The 17,253-nt window shown below is 67.4% G+C and carries 12 protein-coding genes; 1 reads left to right on the top strand and 11 read right to left on the bottom strand.

Annotation, left to right across the window (positions count from 1 at the left end; all coding sequences use genetic code 11):
• Positions 1-8: 8 nt before the first annotated feature.
• From ACT535_RS09045 to ACT535_RS08995, 11 genes are all read right to left on the bottom strand, one after another.
• Positions 9-3,530 (bottom strand): NfrA family protein, encoded by a 3,522-nt coding sequence (locus tag ACT535_RS09045; RefSeq protein ID WP_476364123.1) that lies wholly within the window; start codon positions 3,528-3,530, stop codon positions 9-11.
• Positions 3,531-3,718: 188 nt separating this feature from the next.
• On the bottom strand, positions 3,719-4,735 hold the full coding sequence (locus tag ACT535_RS09040; RefSeq protein WP_476364122.1) for an alginate O-acetyltransferase AlgX-related protein: 1,017 nt from the start codon (positions 4,733-4,735) through the stop codon (positions 3,719-3,721).
• On the bottom strand, positions 4,732-5,814 hold the full coding sequence (locus ACT535_RS09035) for an alginate O-acetyltransferase AlgX-related protein (protein WP_476364121.1): 1,083 nt from the start codon (positions 5,812-5,814) through the stop codon (positions 4,732-4,734). Before ACT535_RS09035 ends, ACT535_RS09040 begins: the two co-directional genes overlap by 4 nt.
• Before the next feature lie 9 nt (positions 5,815-5,823).
• Positions 5,824-7,209 carry an MBOAT family O-acyltransferase gene (locus ACT535_RS09030; protein WP_476364120.1) on the bottom strand — a complete coding sequence of 462 codons (1,386 nt, stop codon included), beginning with the start codon at positions 7,207-7,209 and terminating at the stop codon, positions 5,824-5,826.
• Positions 7,210-7,218: 9 nt separating this feature from the next.
• Positions 7,219-7,923, bottom strand: coding sequence for an alginate O-acetyltransferase AlgF (locus ACT535_RS09025; protein ID WP_476364119.1), 705 nt, complete (start codon positions 7,921-7,923; stop codon positions 7,219-7,221).
• A gap of 146 nt (positions 7,924-8,069) precedes the next feature.
• A complete protein-coding gene (locus ACT535_RS09020; protein WP_476364118.1) occupies positions 8,070-8,975 on the bottom strand; it encodes a hydroxymethylglutaryl-CoA lyase in 906 nt (301 codons plus the stop codon).
• A complete protein-coding gene (locus tag ACT535_RS09015; RefSeq protein ID WP_476364117.1) occupies positions 8,975-10,975 on the bottom strand; it encodes an acetyl/propionyl/methylcrotonyl-CoA carboxylase subunit alpha in 2,001 nt (666 codons plus the stop codon). Before ACT535_RS09015 ends, ACT535_RS09020 begins: the two co-directional genes overlap by 1 nt.
• Positions 10,972-11,763 (bottom strand): enoyl-CoA hydratase/isomerase family protein, encoded by a 792-nt coding sequence (locus tag ACT535_RS09010; RefSeq protein ID WP_476364116.1) that lies wholly within the window; start codon positions 11,761-11,763, stop codon positions 10,972-10,974. Before ACT535_RS09010 ends, ACT535_RS09015 begins: the two co-directional genes overlap by 4 nt.
• The gene (locus tag ACT535_RS09005; protein WP_168458603.1) at positions 11,763-13,370 is read right to left on the bottom strand and encodes a carboxyl transferase domain-containing protein; all 1,608 of its coding nucleotides are present in this window, start codon (positions 13,368-13,370) and stop codon (positions 11,763-11,765) included. Before ACT535_RS09005 ends, ACT535_RS09010 begins: the two co-directional genes overlap by 1 nt.
• 307 nt (positions 13,371-13,677) lie before the next feature.
• The gene (locus ACT535_RS09000; RefSeq protein WP_476364115.1) at positions 13,678-14,394 is read right to left on the bottom strand and encodes a TetR/AcrR family transcriptional regulator; all 717 of its coding nucleotides are present in this window, start codon (positions 14,392-14,394) and stop codon (positions 13,678-13,680) included.
• A 202-nt stretch (positions 14,395-14,596) separates the two neighbouring features.
• On the bottom strand, positions 14,597-16,210 hold the full coding sequence (locus ACT535_RS08995) for an AMP-binding protein (protein ID WP_476364701.1): 1,614 nt from the start codon (positions 16,208-16,210) through the stop codon (positions 14,597-14,599).
• A 188-nt stretch (positions 16,211-16,398) separates the two neighbouring features.
• On the opposite strand from ACT535_RS08995, the gene ACT535_RS08990 reads away from it, so the two are divergent.
• Positions 16,399-17,247, top strand: a complete 849-nt coding sequence (locus tag ACT535_RS08990; protein WP_210254439.1) for an ABC transporter ATP-binding protein — start codon at positions 16,399-16,401, stop codon at positions 17,245-17,247.
• Positions 17,248-17,253 lie beyond the last annotated feature (6 nt).

Below are 17,253 nucleotides of genomic sequence, written 5' to 3'. Positions count from 1 at the left end.
TCCCCGGCTCAGTAGGAGAGGAAAGCGCCGGCGAAGATGCCCTGGGCCCGGTCGTCGCCCGCAAGCTTCCAGCGATACTGGAGCGTGAAGTCGAGGTAGGAGCGCGGTGCGGTGTATTCGTCCTCGTTGAACCAGTAGCGGGCGGTAATGCCCGGCCCGATGCCCATGGCGAACGGCGTCGCATAGGCGGTGTCATAGCCGCCGCCGATGGCGAGATAGGGCCACAGCACCAGATGGTCGGAGATGGCGTCCATCCGGAAGGCTTGGCCGTAGCGCCCTTCGAAGGTGGCCACCGTCTCCGGCAGGCTCACGAAGTAATTGTAGTCGGCGTAGATCTGCCATGCCCGCCAGTTGTCCACGTCGACCCGAAGATCGGTGCCTTCCGCCTTGGAATAGGCGGCGCGCAGCAGAAGATCGTTGCGGGAGAACTGGCCGACCGGGAAGAGATACGAGATTTCAAACACCAGGTTCTCGGTCTTGAACGGCTTCCAGCGCGCGCCGACGGAGCCCTGGATGGTGTCGAAGCCGGTAGCCCCGCCGTTGTCCGCATAGACCGTGCCGAAGCCGCGCACGAACAGCTCGAAGATCGAGCCGTCGCGATAGCCGATCCCCGGCGGGCGCCAGTAGATTTCACCGCCGGCACCCACCGTGTGGTTGGCGCCATTCGAGGTCTGCGGGACGAGGTAGGAGCCCGGCGCCACGCCCACCGGACCGTAGCTCACCGAGGCATAGGCGCCCCAGGTGCGGGTCAGCTCGGCCACCTCGCGCCGGAGGCCGAAGAGATATTGCGGGTCGAGCTGGAGCTTGCCATCCCGCGCCTCGTCGATGGCCGACTTGAAGTAATCGACGGCCTCGGCGTTGTGATAGGTGCGGCGCGCATTGTACGCGGCATTGATGAGGTTGGTGCCGCGCAGCCGCCAGCGGCTGTTCGCCTCGGAGAAGTATTCGTAGGCGAGTTCGTCCTCGCCCGCCTGGCTCGCCAGCACCGCGAGGTCCACCGGCTTCATGTTCCGCAGGGCGCCGCTGTTGTAGGCAGCCTGGAACAGTTCCCGTGCCTCGTCCTTGCGGCCGAGTTGCGAGAGCACGCCGAGCCGGGCGGAGAGCATCGCCATGCGCTCCTGCTGGTTGCGCGCGCGGGCCGCGGCCCGGTTGAAGGCCGCAAGCGCGCCTTCCTTGTCGTCGAGCGCGAGGGAGGCGAAGCCGAGCCGAGCCTGCACCTCGTAGCTGTCCTCGTTGGCATAGGGCTGGAGCGCCCAGATGGCGAGCTCCGGCTGCTTGGCGGAGAGCGCCGCATCCGCGAGGCCAAGGCGCACGATGCGCACCTGGGCCGGCGGCAGGTTGGGCGAACCGAGCGCCGCCTTGTAGTCGGCGACGGCGCCGGAGAAGTCCTTCGCCTGCATGCGCAGATTGGCCCGCTGCACCAGCAGCGTGGCATCGCGCGGGCTCGCCGCCAGCAGCCGGCTCGCCACCGCCTCGGCCTCGGCGTAGCGGCCTGCCGACGACAAGGCGTTGAGCAGCAGGGTCTGATAATTGCGGTTGCCCGGCTCCGCATCCACCGCGCGGCGCGCCTCGGTGATGGCGGTCGCATAGTCCTTGCGGGCGAACGCGGCATAGGCGGCGCTGGCGGCAGCATAACCGGGGGAGCCGGGATTGAGGCCGGCGACGCCCGGTGCCTGCATCTGCGGATTGGCGAACACCGAGCAGATGACGCCGTAGCTGGTGGGCTGGCACAGCACGGCGGGCTGCTGGAGGGAGGGCTTCGCGGCGTTGGGCGCCTTGACCTGCGCCTCCGCCTGCTTGCGCAGGACGCCGACCTCCTTGTTCTTGCCCGCGTCGAGCGGCTCCAACGCCTTGAGCGCGTCCTCGGGCTTGCCGGCCGCCATGGCCGCATTGGCGGCGATGAGCCGGTAGTTCAGCTCCTCGAGGTCGGTCAGCAGGTTGCTGTTGAGCACGGTGTCGAATTCGCGCGCCGCCTCGTCGCGCTGGCCGGTCTTCTGCAGCAGCCACGCGCGCAGGATGTGGGGCAGAGGCTCGTTCGGATTGTCCGCGACGGCACCCGAGGCTGCCGTTTCGGCGTCCTTGAACTGGCTGGCCGCCATCAGGGCGTCGATGAGGACGATGCGGAAGATGAGCGCATCCGGCGCCCGCTCCACCGCCTGCCGGGCCGAGGTGACGGCGGTAGAGGCCTTGCCGCGGCCGATGTCCTTGATGGCCTGCACGGCCATCGGCTCGGCGAGGCGCTTGTCGTTGGCCGCGCGCAGGGCGACCAGGGAGGGGTCGTTGTCGCCCTGGCTGATGGCGTCGCGGATGGCGACGTCCAGCTCCTTGTACTTCTTCGAGCGATCGAGCGAATCGATCAGCAGGCGCCGCCACTGGGCATTGCCAGGGTTTTCCTTCAGCGCTTCCCGGATGCGGGCCTCGGAGAGGTTGTCATTACCCTCGCGATAGGCGCCGAAGGCCTCGAGCGCGGCATCGTAGCCGGGGGTGTCGCTGACCCCGCCGCCGGGCGGCGTGGTCGCGGGGATGAGGCTGCAGGACGGGCCATAGGGCGTGTCGGTGCACTTCTGGAACGGCACCGGCAGCGTCTGGGCCGCGTTGGCGGGGACGATCTTGGGATTGCGCTCCTGCGCACGGGCGACGCGCAGCCGCGCCTGCACCGCGGCATCGGGCTCGACCGTTTCGAGAAGCTTGATCGCCCGCTGGGGGTGGTTCGCGGCGATGGCGGCGTCCGCCATCACCAGGCGCACGTCGTGGGCGGTGGGGCCCGACAGCACCTCATCCTTCAGCGCCGTGTCGAAATCCTGTTCCGCCTCCGCCACCTTGCCGAGGCGCAGCCGGACGTAGCCGCGCAGGGTCCGCGGCAGGAAGGACTGGGGATCCACCTGGATCGCCTCGCTCGCTGCCTTGTCGGCCGCCTCCAGCTGTCCGTCGGCGAGGAGGGTGTAGATCAGCAGCACGCGATAGCTGAGGTCGTCGGGCACCAGCGCGATGGCCTTGCGGGCCTGCTCGATGGCGGCCTTCGGGTTGGCTGCTTCCAGCGCCTTGTTGGCGGCGACCGAGGGCTCCTGCGCCAGGACGCGGCTCTGCGCGCGAACCCGGGCCGTGAGCGCCTGATCGGTGATTCCGGCGGCGATGGCCGCGTTGCCGGCGACGACCGCTTCGGCGGTCTTGCCCTGGGCGTCCAGCGCATCCATCAGCAGCAACCAGAGCCGCGGCACATCTGGACGCAGCTTGAGCGCCTCGCGGGCATTGGTCACGACGTCCGCGTATCTCTTCTCGCGTTGGGCCGCATAGGCGCGATCCGCAGCCGCCCACGCCGCACCGGTCAGTTCCGGTGGCTGCGGTGCCGGGGTGGCCTGCGGTGCCGGAGATGGCTGGGGCGACTGCGCCCCCGCCGGTCCGGCTGAAAGCGTCAGGGCTGCGATCGACGTCGCCAGCACAAGGCCCATAGCGATGCCGCGCAGGAGCCTCTTCCGGTCCCGGTCGAGGGTCGGCGCGGAGGAGGGACGGAAGTGAATCGCGGTGGTCATGGGCCCACCTTGGCAGCGATTACTTAAACCCCAGTTAACCTTAACAACGAGATGCAATAATCGGATGCCGTAAACGGATCATTTACTTTGGTGACCCGTTTCTTGCGAAATCGTAAACGGAAACGGCGCGCAAGGGGCGTTTCCCTCGCGCACCGTTAATACTTCGGCAGGAGATGTTAACCGAAACCCTACCGGCGCACGGCCGCCAGCATGCGGTCGCGCCAGGTCTGGGGCGGCATGATCGAAGGCACGTCCCACTGGTCGGTCGCCTGCGGCCCGCTGTGGAACGGCCCCTCGTTGAACTGCCAGAGCAGCACCTGCGGCGGGCTCTTCGCGAAATCCGGCGAGGTCACGTATTGGAGGAATGTGGCCCATGGGCCGACATTGCCCGGGTTCCAGGTCAGCGACACCGGCCGGTCGAGCGCATTGGACAGCTTCTGCGGAAAGCCGAGATAGGGCTGCACGAAGCTGTTGCCGATAATGTGGACCGGCGCGGGCGCGGAATCCACCAGCGATGTCTTGGCCGGCGCCGGCGTGCGCACAGTATAGAGGTCCGGTCCGATCTGCTTCTGCTGGTCCGGTGTGAGGAAGCGCTGGGCGAGATCACCGAGATGGCGCTGCGTGACCCATTCGCCGAGCTTGTCGCCGGGCGGGGTGCCGGCGAGCTTGCCGACCTTGGCCTTGATGGCCTGCGCCACCGCATCCGCGGCCGCCTCGGAAGCCCAGGCGGTCCAATGGTAGTCGGCGCGGTAAAAGCTGGTCTGCTTGCCGGTCTGCACCGATTTCAAAGCCGGGCGCAGGTCCACCGTGTCGATGCCGGCCTTCCTCAGCTGGTCGAGGATGAAATCATACTGGCCGGCGACGTCGGCGGAGACCGTCGTCCCGTCCGGCAGCTTCTCCTTGTAGAAGGGCGCCTTCATGGGGACGACCATGACCATCAGGGTGACGTTGCGCGTCGCCAGCGCCGTCTTGGCCTCCTGCATCAGGGCGACGTTGGCGGTGATGCCGGCGCGGTTGAGGACGCTGATGCTCTCCCAGCCCGGGAACAGCCAGCCGTCCTTGCCGGCGATGATGCCGCTGTTCTGCGCCGCAGCCGGCAGCGGCGCACCGAGCATGCCCACCGCCATCAGGCCGCCCGCCAGCATGCTCGTCGCCAGCAAGCGGCGGCGGGTGAATGCGCGTCCAGCGCCGGCAAACGTCGTCATTTCGCATCTCCCAGAAAGCGGCGTTCGACATCCGTCAGCGGCCGGGTGAGCGCCCGCATGGGGAATTCCCACACCACGAGGCGGGTTTCAGCCAGAATCTGCGGCTCGTCCATCAGAAGTTCGAGAAGCTGGCCGGCAAAGCCGGAGCCGTCGCGGCTCTTCTGTGCGACTTCGGTGCCGGAGGCGGCCTGAAGAAACTCGAGGAAGCCGGAATTGCGCGAGAAGGACGAGCCGGCAAGGATCACCTGCGGTCCCGGTACGTCATCCAGCAGCCCGCCGGTGCGGGAGATGGTGGCGGACACTTCGGGCTCCTGGTCCGGCTGCGGGCCGGACCAGCGATAGGTGCGCTCAAGCCCGGCGAGGCGCATGAGGTCGCCGACGCGCGGCTTGGGTGGGCTTTCCGAAAGGCTGATCTTTTGCGTGCCCGGCCCAATGCGCTTGCGCACGGCCTCCGCCACGCGGCCGGCGGCGAGCTTCGCGCCGGCGACGTTCCAATGGGTATCCGTGCGCAGGAAGCCGTCCGCGCCGGGAAAGCCGGGCGCGATCTCCACCTGGTCGAGCCCGAGCGCCCGGCTCTGCGCCCACCACGCCTCCGACCGCCAGCGCGCCTCGCCGGAGACGGAGGCGCCGCACAGATGATCCGCCGCCAGAAGCGCCTTGTCCGGAACGGGAAGCACCACCAAGGCGAGATTTCGCGCCGCGAACGCATCGCGGATCTTCGCGGCGATCTTCAGCCGGACCTCGAAATTCGCCCGCGCCTGCGGCGTCTCGATCAGTTCTTCGCGGTAGAATAGCCAGCCGGGGCAGCCCGCGCGCACGAGATCGCCGGCATCGCCCAAGACCTTGTAGGCGACGCCGGAGAGCACATCCTCAAGTCCCGTCAGCTTGGGCAAGGCGGCGGTGATCTGCTTGTCGAGCACGGCGGTGAAGCGGCCGTTCAGGGCATTCTCGGGGGTCGCCGCCGCGGCGAGCGCGGTGCGCGCCTCTTCGCCTTTCAGATGCGCGGCGACAAAGCCGAGGCCGGTCAGCATCAGTGCGAGGAAGGCGAGGGTTGCGAGGGCGCGGGCGAGATGCGGCATCGTCCCCCCTCAGAACTGGAAATAGAGGAAGGGCACCACCATCCGTCCCTGCAGCACCAGCACGGCGAACAGGAACAAAGGCAGCGCCGCCCAGGCGCGAAGCCAATGGCCGGGATTGGGCGCGGAGGGGTCGATGCGCATGAGTTTCGGCAGATAGACGAGGCCGATGCCCAGCACCACTGTCGCGATCTCCACCGGGCGGATGGCCGCGCCCATGGCCGGGCTCAGCGCCACGCCGTTGGCACCGGCGAGGCCGGAGAAGATCACTCTCGCCTCATTCCAGCTCTGCGCCCGGAACAGCGCCCAGCCGACCATGACGAAGGCGAGCGTGAGGATATGGCCGGCCAATGCTCCGGTCCCCGGCAGGCCGAGATTCTTCCACACCCGGCCCACCATGAGGCCGAAGCCGTGCCACAGCCCCCAGACGAGGAAGGTCCAGCTCGCACCATGCCACAGGCCGCCGAGGCCCATGGTGATGAGAAGGTTCGCCGAGACCCGGCCGGTGGAGCCGCGATTGCCGCCCAGCGGAATGTAGAGATAGTCCCGCAGCCAGCTCGACAATGAGATGTGCCAGCGCCGCCAGAACTCCGCCAGCGAGGTGGAAAGATACGGGTTGTCGAAATTCTCCGGGAACTTGAGGCCCACCATGAGGCCGAGGCCGATGGCCATGGCGCTGTAGCCGGAGAAGTCGAAATAGAGCTGGAGCGTGTAGCCGGTAACGGCAAGCAGCGCGTCCGCCGTGGTGGGATGGGCGATGGCGTAGCCGGCATCCACCATGGGGGCGAGCGTATCGGCGATCAGCACCTTCTGGGCGAAGCCGAGCATGAAGCGCTCGACGCCGAACATGAACTCGGCGCGGTGGAAGGTGCGCTCCTTCAGGCGCTGCGCCACCCATTCGTAGCGCACCACCGGCCCCGCCACGAGGTGGCCGAACATGGACTGGTAGGTGGCATAGTTCACGAACGAAGGCTCGGCCTTCACCGTCCCGCGAAACACGTCCGTGGAATAGGAGATGGCGCCGAACACGAAGAAGGAAAGCCCGATGGGCAGGAGCACGTCCGGCCAGCCCCAGACCGAGGCGGTGAGCACCTCCGTCGAATGCACCAGCATGTTGGCGTATTTGAACCAGATGAGGGACGCGAGCGGCCAGACGATGCCGACGAAGAGCGCCCAGCCCCGCGCCCGCCCTTCCGCGCGGGAGATCCACAGGCCCGTCGCCCACGACCAGATGGCGATGGAGACGATGAGCGGCAGGAAGTCCGCCCGCCACCACGCATAGAAGAGCCAGGAAAAGGCGAGGATGGCGACGTTGCGCGCCATGCCGGGCGTCAGCGCATAGACGATGAGGAAGACCGGCAGGAACAGGAAGAGGAAGCTGTCGGAGGCGAAGACCATGGGGCCGGATCAGTTGCCCGGACCGCGATAGGGCTCGGTCTCGTCGCGCTGTCCCGCCAGCTTCGGCCCGTTGGCACCGGGCAGCAGGAACAGGCTGTAATGGTCACCCGCCTTCAGCGGCGGCAGCTTCAGCGGCTGCGACACCGCCGCCCCACAGGAAGCCGCCAGCACCGCCTCGATGGGATTGATGGCGCGCTGGCGGGTGTCGTTGGTGGCGACGCCCTCGAACACGACGGGGCCGCCGTCCGACACCGCCACGCTCGCCGCGCAGCCGGGCACGAGGTTGTAGACGCGCAGCTGCGCCTTGAGGTCGTTGCGGCCCTCGGTGGGGTCGGCAATCACCACCGCCGGGCCGCTGGTCGGGACGATGACGGTGGAGAAGGCATCGGCCGGCGGCACGATGCTGCCCTCGGCGGGCTTACCCGCGAGGCTGACGGAGAGGGGCGCGCCGCCCTTCACGATGCGGTAGATGGTGGCGGTGTCGCCAGCGGGAACAGGTGCCGCAGCGGCGCTTCCGATCCCGATGGGCGCCCCGCTCGCGGCAAGGTCCACCACACGCACATATGCCGAGCCGGTGGGCGGCTTCGGCGCATAAAGGCGCGTCAGCTCCTGCGCAGCCGAGGGAGCGGCAACAGCGGCAATCGCAAAAGTCGCCACCGCGAGCCGCCGCACGGCACGCCCCGAAACGGTCAAAGCGGCATTCGACGCGGGCATGAGCGCGATCCCGGACTGACCGGCAGACCCTGCGCCGGTTTCACTTTGCGACAGTTAGGGGCTGCATCCCGTCAAGGCAACGGAGCGCCCCCTTCAACTGCCGTTAAGGTTACGGGATATGGGCAACCATTGCCACCGGCGCCGCCTCAGTTGCATTTGGCGGCCAGCGCCTGCGCCACCTTGGAGGCGGGCGTGCGGCCGAGCGCCGCGGTGATGGCCCGCCCGGCCGCCGCGAGGCGGTCAAGGTCCACGCCGGTCTCGATGCCGAGGCCATTCAGCATGTAGACCAGATCCTCGGTGGCGAGATTGCCGGACGCGCCCTTGGCATAGGGACAGCCGCCGAGCCCCGCCACGGCCGAATCCACGGACGCGACGCCGATATCGAGGCAGGCCAGCACATTGGCCAGCGCCTGCCCGTAGGTGTCGTGGAAATGGATGGCGGTGCGCTCGAGGCCGATGCGCTCGGCGACCGCGCCGGTCACCGCCTGCGCCTTGTCGGGCGTGCCGACGCCTATGGTGTCGCTCACCGACACCTCGTAGCAGCCCATGGCGGTGAGGGCTTCCGACACCTCCACCACCTTCGCCACCGGCACCTCGCCCTGATAGGGACATCCAAGCGCGCAGCTCACATAGCCGCGCACGGCGACGCCGCGGGCGCGGGCGAGGTCGATGAGGGGCGTGAAGCGCTCCAGGCTCTCGGCGATGGTGCAGTTGATGTTTTTCTGGGTGAAGGCCTCAGAGGCCGCGGTGAACACCGCCACCTCCTCGATGCCGCAGGCTAGCGCGAGTTCCAGCCCCTTCAGGTTTGGCGCCAGCACGGTGTAGCGCACGCCGGCCCGGCGGTTGATGGCGCCCAGCACTTCGGCGGTGTCCGCCATCTGCGGCACCCACTTGGGCGAGACGAAGGAGCCGGCTTCGATCATCTTCAGCCCGGCGTCGGCGAGGGCGTCGATGAGCGCCACCTTGGCATCCAGGGGCACGATGCCGGGCTCGTTCTGCAGCCCGTCGCGGGGACCGACCTCGACGATGCGGACGGATGCGGGGCGGGCCATCAGGCGTCCTCCAGAACCAGAAGCTCGGCGCCCTCGTCCACGAGGTCGCCCACGGCGAATTTCAGCGCTTTCACCTTGCCGTCGCGCGGGGCGGCGACGGTGTGTTCCATCTTCATCGCCTCCACCACCACGAGGGCGGCGCCCTTGGTCACCTCCTGCCCCTCCTCCACTGCGATGCGGATGATGGTGCCGGGCATGGGCGCGACGAGCCGGCCGGCGGTGCCGGTAGCGGCCTGCGACGCGAGGCGCGGGTCGATGAAATCCACCGCATATTCCCCGCCGCGCACGAACACGGTGAGGCGGTTGCCGGTGCGGATCACTCGCGCCAACAGCGCCACCCCGTCGAGGCGGGCACGCAGGCTGCCGTCCGCCTCAGCCTCTCCCTCCACCGCCATGTCGCCGCCCGGCAGGGCGAGGACAAAGCCGTGGGGGCGAAAATGGGCGCGGATGTCGATGCGGCGCTCGCGGTCGGCAAACGTGAGATCCACATGGGCGTCGCGGTTGAGCCGCCAGCCGGGCGCGAGGCCCCAGGGCGACCAGGGATCGGCCGCATCCACCGCCTCGGCCGACTGGCGCGCCTCCTCCTTGAGGACGAAGAGGGCGGCAAGCGCCAGCGCGGTGTCGTCCACCGGCTGCGGCGCGGGCAGAAGAACGTCCTGGTGCCGAGCGATGAAATTGGTGTCGAGTTCGGCTGCAGCGAAAGCCGGATGGGCCGCGATGGCCTTCAGGAACACCCGGTTGGTGGCGAGCCCCACCACCTCGGTGGCCGCGAGCGCCGCTTCCAGCCGCCGCACCGCCTCCAGGCGGTCGGCGCCGGAGACGATGATCTTTGCGATCATCGGATCGTAGTGAATGGAGACCGTATCCCCCGCCCGCACGCCGGTATCCACCCGCGTGTGGTCGAGGTGGGACGGCAGCACGAGATGGTCCAGCCGGCCCACCTGGGGCAGGAAGTCCCGCGCGGGATCCTCCGCATAGAGCCGGACCTCGATGGCGTGACCCTCAAGCGGAATTTCCTCCTGCGCCAGCGGCAGCGTCTCGCCCTGCGCGACGCGGATCTGCCACTGCACGAGGTCCTGCCCGGTGATGGCCTCCGTCACCGGATGCTCCACCTGGAGGCGGGTGTTCATCTCCATGAAATAGAAATGCTCGCCCTCGGCGATGAATTCCACCGTGCCGGCGCCGCGATAGCCGACCGCCTTGGCCGCATCCACCGCCGCCTTGCCCATGGCGGCGCGGCGCTCCCGCGTCATGCCCGGTGCGGGGGCTTCCTCGACCACCTTCTGGTGGCGGCGCTGGATGGAGCAGTCGCGCTCATGCAGGTAGACGCAATTGCCGTGGCTGTCGGCGAAGACCTGCACCTCGATGTGGCGCGGGGTGGTGAGATATTTCTCCACCAGCACCTTGTCGTCGCCGAAGGCGCTCTTCGCCTCGCGCTGGGCGGAGGCGAGGGCCTCGGGGAAGTCCTCCGCCGAACGCACCACCTTCATGCCCTTGCCGCCGCCGCCGGCCGAGGCCTTGATGAGCACCGGGAAGCCGATGCGCGCCGCCTCGCGGGCGAGCAGGCCCGCATCCTGGTCCTCGCCGTGATAGCCGGGCACGAGGGGCACGCCGGCCTTTTCCATCAGCGCCTTGGCGGCACTCTTGGAGCCCATGGCGCGGATGGCCGAGGCCGGCGGGCCGACGAAGACGATGCCCGCCTGTTCGCAAGCGTCAGCGAAGGCGGCGTTTTCCGAGAGGAAGCCGTAGCCGGGATGAATCGCATCCGCCCCGCTCTTCTTCGCGGCCTCGAGAATGGCGTCGATGCGCAGATAGCTCTCGCGCGCCGGCGCCGGGCCGATGGGATAGGCCTCGTCCGCCATCGCCACGTGGAGCGCGTTCGCATCCGCCTCCGAATAGACGGCCACGGTGCGCAGGCCGAGGGCCTTGGCTGTGCGCATCACGCGCACGGCGATCTCGCCGCGATTGGCGATGAGCAGGGTGCGGATGGGACGGATCATGCGGCCCCCCAATTGGGTTTTCTCTTTTCAAGGAAGGCGGTGACGCCCTCGCGGCCGTCAGCGCTGGCGCGCTGGTCGGCGATGCGATGGGCGGTGTCGGTGATGACGTGGTCGTCGAGGGGCTTGTCCACGGCAGCGACGAGCGCCTTGGTGGCGGCGAGCGCAGCGGGACTGGCCGACTTCAGCGCCTTGAGGTGGCGGGCGATGGCGGCGTCCAGCTCCTCCGCCGGAACCACCTCATGGACGAGGCCCAGCTCCCGCGCGGTCACCGCCGAGAAGCGCTCGGCCGTGAGGAAATAGCGCCGCGCCTGCCGCGCGCCCATGGCCCGCACCAGATAGGGGCTGATGACCGCCGGGATGAGGCCAATGCGCACCTCGGTGACGGCGAATTCCGCCTCCGGCACCGCCACCGCGATGTCGCTCGCCGCGATGAGCCCGGTCGCTCCGGCGAAGGCTGAACCGTGGATGCGCACGAGGGTGGGCTTGGGCGAGAGATCGATGGTGCGCATGAGCTTCGCGAGGCCCATGGCATCGGCGAGGTTCTCCTCCGGCGAATAGGAGGCCATGCGCCGCATCCAGTTGAGGTCTCCGCCGGAGCAGAAGACCGGCCCGTTGGCGCGCAGCAGGATGGCGACGGCGGCCGGGTCTGCAATGGCCGCCTCATAGGCCTCGGTCAGCGCGGCGATCAGCGCGTCATCGAAGGCGTTGCGCACCTCGGGTCGGTCGAGGGTGAGGATGGCGACGCCATCTTCGACGGCTGTGGTGAGGCCGGGGCTGGACGTTGCCATCACATGCGGAACACGCCGAAGCGCGTCTCCTGCTCTGGGGCGTTGAGGGCGGCGGACAAAGCGAGCGCCAGCACCATGCGGGTGTCGGCCGGGTCGATCACCCCGTCGTCCCACAGCCGGGCAGAGGAATAATAGGGGTGGCCCTGCACCTCGTACTGGTGGCGGATGGGGGCCTTGAAAGCCTCCTCTTCCTCAGGCGGCCAGTTGCCGCCACGGCCCTCGATGCCGTCGCGCTTCACCTGTGCCAGCACGTTCGCCGCCTGCTCGCCGCCCATCACCGAGATGCGGGAATTCGGCCACATCCACAGAAAGCGCGGATCGAAGGCTCGTCCGCACATGCCATAGTTTCCGGCGCCGAAGGAATTGCCGATCACCACCGTGAACTTCGGCACGGACGCGCAGGACACGGCGGTGACGAACTTCGCACCGTCCTTGGCGATGCCGCCCGCCTCATACTTCCGCCCCACCATGAAGCCGGTGATGTTTTGGAGGAAGACGAGGGGAATATTGCGCTGGCAGCACAGTTCCACGAAATGCGCGCCCTTCAGCGCGCTCTCGGAGAAGAGGATGCCGTTGTTGGCGATGATCCCCACGGGATAGCCGAAGATGCGGGCAAATCCCGTCACCAGCGTCGGCCCATAGAGCGGCTTGAACTCATCGAATTCGGAGCCGTCCACGATGCGGGCGATGATCTGGCGCACGTCGAACGGCTGCTTGGGATCGGCGGAGACGATGCCGTAGATCTCCTTGGCGTCGTAGAGCGGCGCGCGGGGCTCCCGGATGTCAAGGGAATGGGCCTTGGTGGTGTTGAGATCGGCCACGATGGAGCGGGCGATGCCCAGCGCATGGGCGTCGTTCTCCGCCATGTGGTCGGCGACGCCGGAGGTGCGGGTGTGGACGTCCGCCCCGCCCAGTTCCTCGGCGGTGACGACTTCGCCGGTCGCCGCCTTCACCAGCGGCGGGCCACCGAGGAAGATGGTGGCCTGGTTCTTCACCATGATGGACTGGTCGGCCATGGCCGGCACATACGCCCCACCCGCCGTGCAGGAGCCCATCACCACCGCGATCTGCGGGATGCCGGCGGCCGACATGTTGGCCTGATTGAAGAAGATGCGGCCGAAATGCTCGCGGTCGGGGAAGACCTCGTCCTGGTTGGGCAGATTGGCGCCGCCGGAATCTACGAGATAGATGCAAGGCAGGTGGTTTTCCTGCGCCACCCGCTGGGCGCGCAGGTGTTTCTTCACCGTCATGGGGAAATAGGTGCCGCCCTTCACCGTCGCGTCGTTGGCGACGATGACGCATTCGCGCCCCGAGACGCGGCCGATGCCGGTGATGATGCCGGCGGCCGGCACCTCGTCGTCATACATGCCGTAGCCGGCGAGCTGGCTGAACTCCAGGAACGGCGAGCCGGTGTCTAGCAGGGTCCGGATGCGGTCCCGGGGCAACAGCTTGCCGCGCTTCAGGTGGCGCTCGCGGGCGACGGCGCCGCCGCCTTCCGCCACCTTCTCCACGACGGACCGAAGCTCCGCAACGGAGGCTTCCAGCGCCTCCCGGTTGCGGCGGAATGCGTCGGAGCGGCGGTCGACCGCATCCTCGATGATCGCCATGAGCGCTCTCGCCCCCAATGCCCGGGCGCTCGGCCGCCGGCGCGATGATCCGCCGGCTGCACACGCCCTCTCGCCTCAAAAGAAACGACCTCCACAGGAATGGATGATCCTGAAGGAGCCCGGCTCTCGCGATCCGGCAACAGGGCGCACAAAGGGGCGCGCCAATGCCGGCGCAATAAGCGCACGGCGGCTCGGACGTCTTCCCTCGGCGCCGGTCGCTGCCGGCTTGGAAACGATCGTACGTTTTTTTAATCCCGGCGCAAGGGCTTTCGCGCTGTCATTCCGGGCGCCAGGCTCGACCTCCCCATCAAGCCCGCGCGGCCTTTGGGATGGCGGCGGCCGCCCTGCGCGCCGGCTTTTCGCGCACCGGCGGTTCCGCCGATGCAGCAAGGGGCGCGGCGTGGGGAGCCTCGAGAGCCGCCGGAAGCGGCGCCCCGCCCGTGACGCCGCCGATGACGAGCGCGGTATAGGTATCCACGATCTCGTCCTGGCTCAGCCGGCCGCCGGGCAGGTACCACATGCAGATGCCGGTGAGCATGGAGATGATGGCGTAGGTGGCGACCTTTGGCTCGCGCGTCTCGAACACGCCTAGCTCCACCCCCTGACGCAGGATGCCCTCCAGCAGCCCCTCATAGCGACGGCGCAGGCCCACCACGACGGCGCGGTGCGCCTCGTCGAGGCTGCGGATCTCCATGTTGGCAATGAAGACGTGGGCAAGCCGCGTCATGTGGTAGCGCAGATGGAAGGCGCAGAAGACCTTGAGGCGCGCCAGCGGATCTTCCACCCCGGCGAGGTCCGCCTCGGCCTTGGCGAGCAGATCCTCCATGTGGTCGCGCACGATGTCGAACAGGAGGGACTGCTTGTTGTCGAAATATTTGTAGAGCGAGCCGGACTGCAGGCCCACCTCGGCCGCGAGCTGGCGCAGGCTCATGGCCTCGTAGCCGTGCCTGTAGATGAGCTTGACGCCCGCCTGCCGGATGGCTTCCGCGGTGCGTGCGCCGTTGGAACCGATGGTGCGCGCCATTGCCTTCGAACGTTCAAGGTCCGGACTCGGCACAATCGGCGCAGAAGCTGACGTCGAAACCCGGTCCGGACGGAAACCACGATGGCGAACCAGCTTCCCGGCCGCCAGATGGAACGATATCTTGCGGCAAGAGCCAGCGCTTGGCCAGATTGAAAAGAACGTTCGATTTTTTATCTCGCCGGGCCAGCGGCCCTGGCATCCGTCATCCCTGCATGGAGATCGCGTGGGATGCGCGCCCGCTGTAGTGGACGAAGCCGTCCGCATCGATATGGCCGGTATCTCCGAGGATAAAATAATCGTCGCCGAACCTGAACCGCGCCTGGGTGCCCGGATCGTCCTGCCGGTAGCCGCGGAACCAGAACAAGGGCGAACGCCGGACATCGATCGCCAGCGTGCCCTCCGCCCCCGCGCCGAGCACGGCGCCGTCCGGGTCGAGAACCACGAGGGAAAACCCCGCCGCGATCCGACCGACCGAGGCATGGCCGAGGGAGCCCGGATTGTGCGGATCATGCCGCATGCCCATGATCATCCCCGTTTCCCGCTGCCCATACTGGTTCACGAGGGGCACTTCCAGCTTCTGCGTGACCCAGGAAACGAGATCGGGCGGCAGCGGCTCTCCGCAGACCGAAACCAGCCGTAGCGCGAGCCGGTTCGGTGCCCGGGTGAGGTCCCTGCGCCGCCACGCCTTGATCTGGGACGGTGCCGCCGTGAGGTTGGTCACGCGGAACTTGGACAGGACGCGATAGCCCTGTGACACGTCATAGGGACCATCGCAGAACAGGATCGAGCAACCGATCAGCAGCGGCCCGACAAGACCATAGAAGATCCCGTACTCCCACCCCTGGTCCGCCATGTTCCAGTAGACGTCCTCGTCCCGGACATCGAGCCCGACGCGCATGCATTGCTCGAATTCAGCCAGCGCCCGCACCGGTATCATCAAGCCCAATTTTGCTGCTATCGATTTGGGCGAATATGTCATTATGAATGGATCGTTTTCTCCATATACCTCGACGTCATCCAGCGGCTCCGAAGAATATATCGACGACCAGAATTGCTTGACGATACCGTCAATTCTGTTGATTTGCTCCCCCTCGATAAGGAATACAGGGGTTGAGGAATCGATATAATTCCGAGCCCGGTCTACGAGCGTGCGGGTTGCGACGATGGCCTTCACCTCCCCCGATTCCAGCCGGGAGTTCACGGCCGACGTGGCATAGGTGGAAAACAGCGGCATGTAGACTGCGCCCACGCGCCAGATGGCCAGGGCGGCGATGACCAGCTCGACCCCCTTGGGCAACATGACTGCCACGCAGTCGCCTTTCCTGACCCCCACGGATGCCAGCACGCGCGCGAAGCGGGCGGAATATTCCGCGAGCTTGCCGAAGCTCAGTTCCGATGTCTGGCCCGAAACGGTTTCGTGGATCATGGCCGGATGCGCGCGCTTGCCGGGCAGATGCCGGTCGCAGAGCAGATGGGCGAGGGCAATCGCTTCCCCGCGGTATTCCGGCCGCTGGTACAGGCTCGGGTCGGGGGCGTGATCGGCTTCGGCCACGCTGCCGGCTGCCGCCCCGCCCGCGCGACTTCCGGCATCCAGCAGGAACTGGCCGAGGCAATAGTATCGACTGGCCGGATCGTAGGCGAGCAGGCCCTCGTGGACGAGCGCGGCCGCCAGGCGATGCGCCGTCGCCTTGGACAGTCCGGTGCCCTTCACCAGCTCGGCAAGGCGCGCGCCCTGCGTCGGCGCCGCCGCCACGACGCGCAGCACGGACACAGCACGGGAAAGGCTTTGGGCCCCCCTGGGCGAGGCGACATCCATATCTGAAGAAGAAGACATGTCTCAATATGTGAGACGTTTTTGGTGAGATCGCAATAATTTTCTCCATTGCAGAAAGATGCTCTTGAAAGATTCAAACGGTCGTTCGATAATGATGTTAATTAGCGTCTCATAATATGAGATAGCGGCTCATAGAAGCCAAACCCGCGATGCGGGATAGGGAGGGGACCATGTCGCTACCTGCCGCTTCGGCCGGGGCTGCAACGGGCGTGTCTGCCCTGCTTGATGTGCAGAACATCTCGCTCCGCTTCGGAGGCCTCAAGGCGCTGTCCGACGTGAGCTTCCATGTGCGTCCGGGCGAGCTGTTCTCCATCATCGGCCCCAACGGCGCCGGCAAGACCTCCATGCTGAACTGCATCTCCGGCCGCTACACGCCGAGCGACGGCCGCGTGGTGTTCGATGGCGCCGACGTGACCAAGCTGAAGCCCAACCGCCGCGCGGAAATCGGCATCGGGCGCACCTTCCAGAACCTCGCGCTGTTCAGCCACATGAGCGTGCTCGACAACATCATGGTCGGCCGCCATCATCTCCTGAAGAACAACTTCCTCACCGGCGCGCTCTACTGGATCGGCGGCGCCCAGAAGGAAGAGCTGGAGCATCGTCGCAAGGTGGAGGAGGTGATCGACTTCCTCGACATCCAGCACGTCCGCAAGGCCACCGCCGGAACCCTTTCCTACGGGCTCCGCAAGCGCGTCGAACTCGCCCGCGCAGTGGCGCTGGAGCCCAAGCTCATTCTCCTCGACGAGCCCATGGCGGGCATGAACCTCGAGGAGAAGGAGGACATGGCCCGCTACATCGTCGATCTCAACGAGGAATGGGGCATGACGATCATCATGATCGAGCATGACATGGGCGTGGTGATGGACATCTCCCACCGGGTGATGGTGCTCGATTTCGGCCGCAAGCTGGTGGAGGGCGAGCCCGCCGCCGTGCTGGCCGATCCGCACGTTCGCAAGGCCTACCTCGGTGAGGAGGATCTTGAGATCGAAGAGGCGGCGCCCGCCGCCGTGTCCGCGTGATGCGGC

It is taken from the genome of Xanthobacter sp. DMC12, assembly GCF_056314105.1.
The sequence above is the reverse complement of the archived record's forward strand: the minus strand, read 5'-3'. Positions and strand labels throughout refer to the sequence as shown.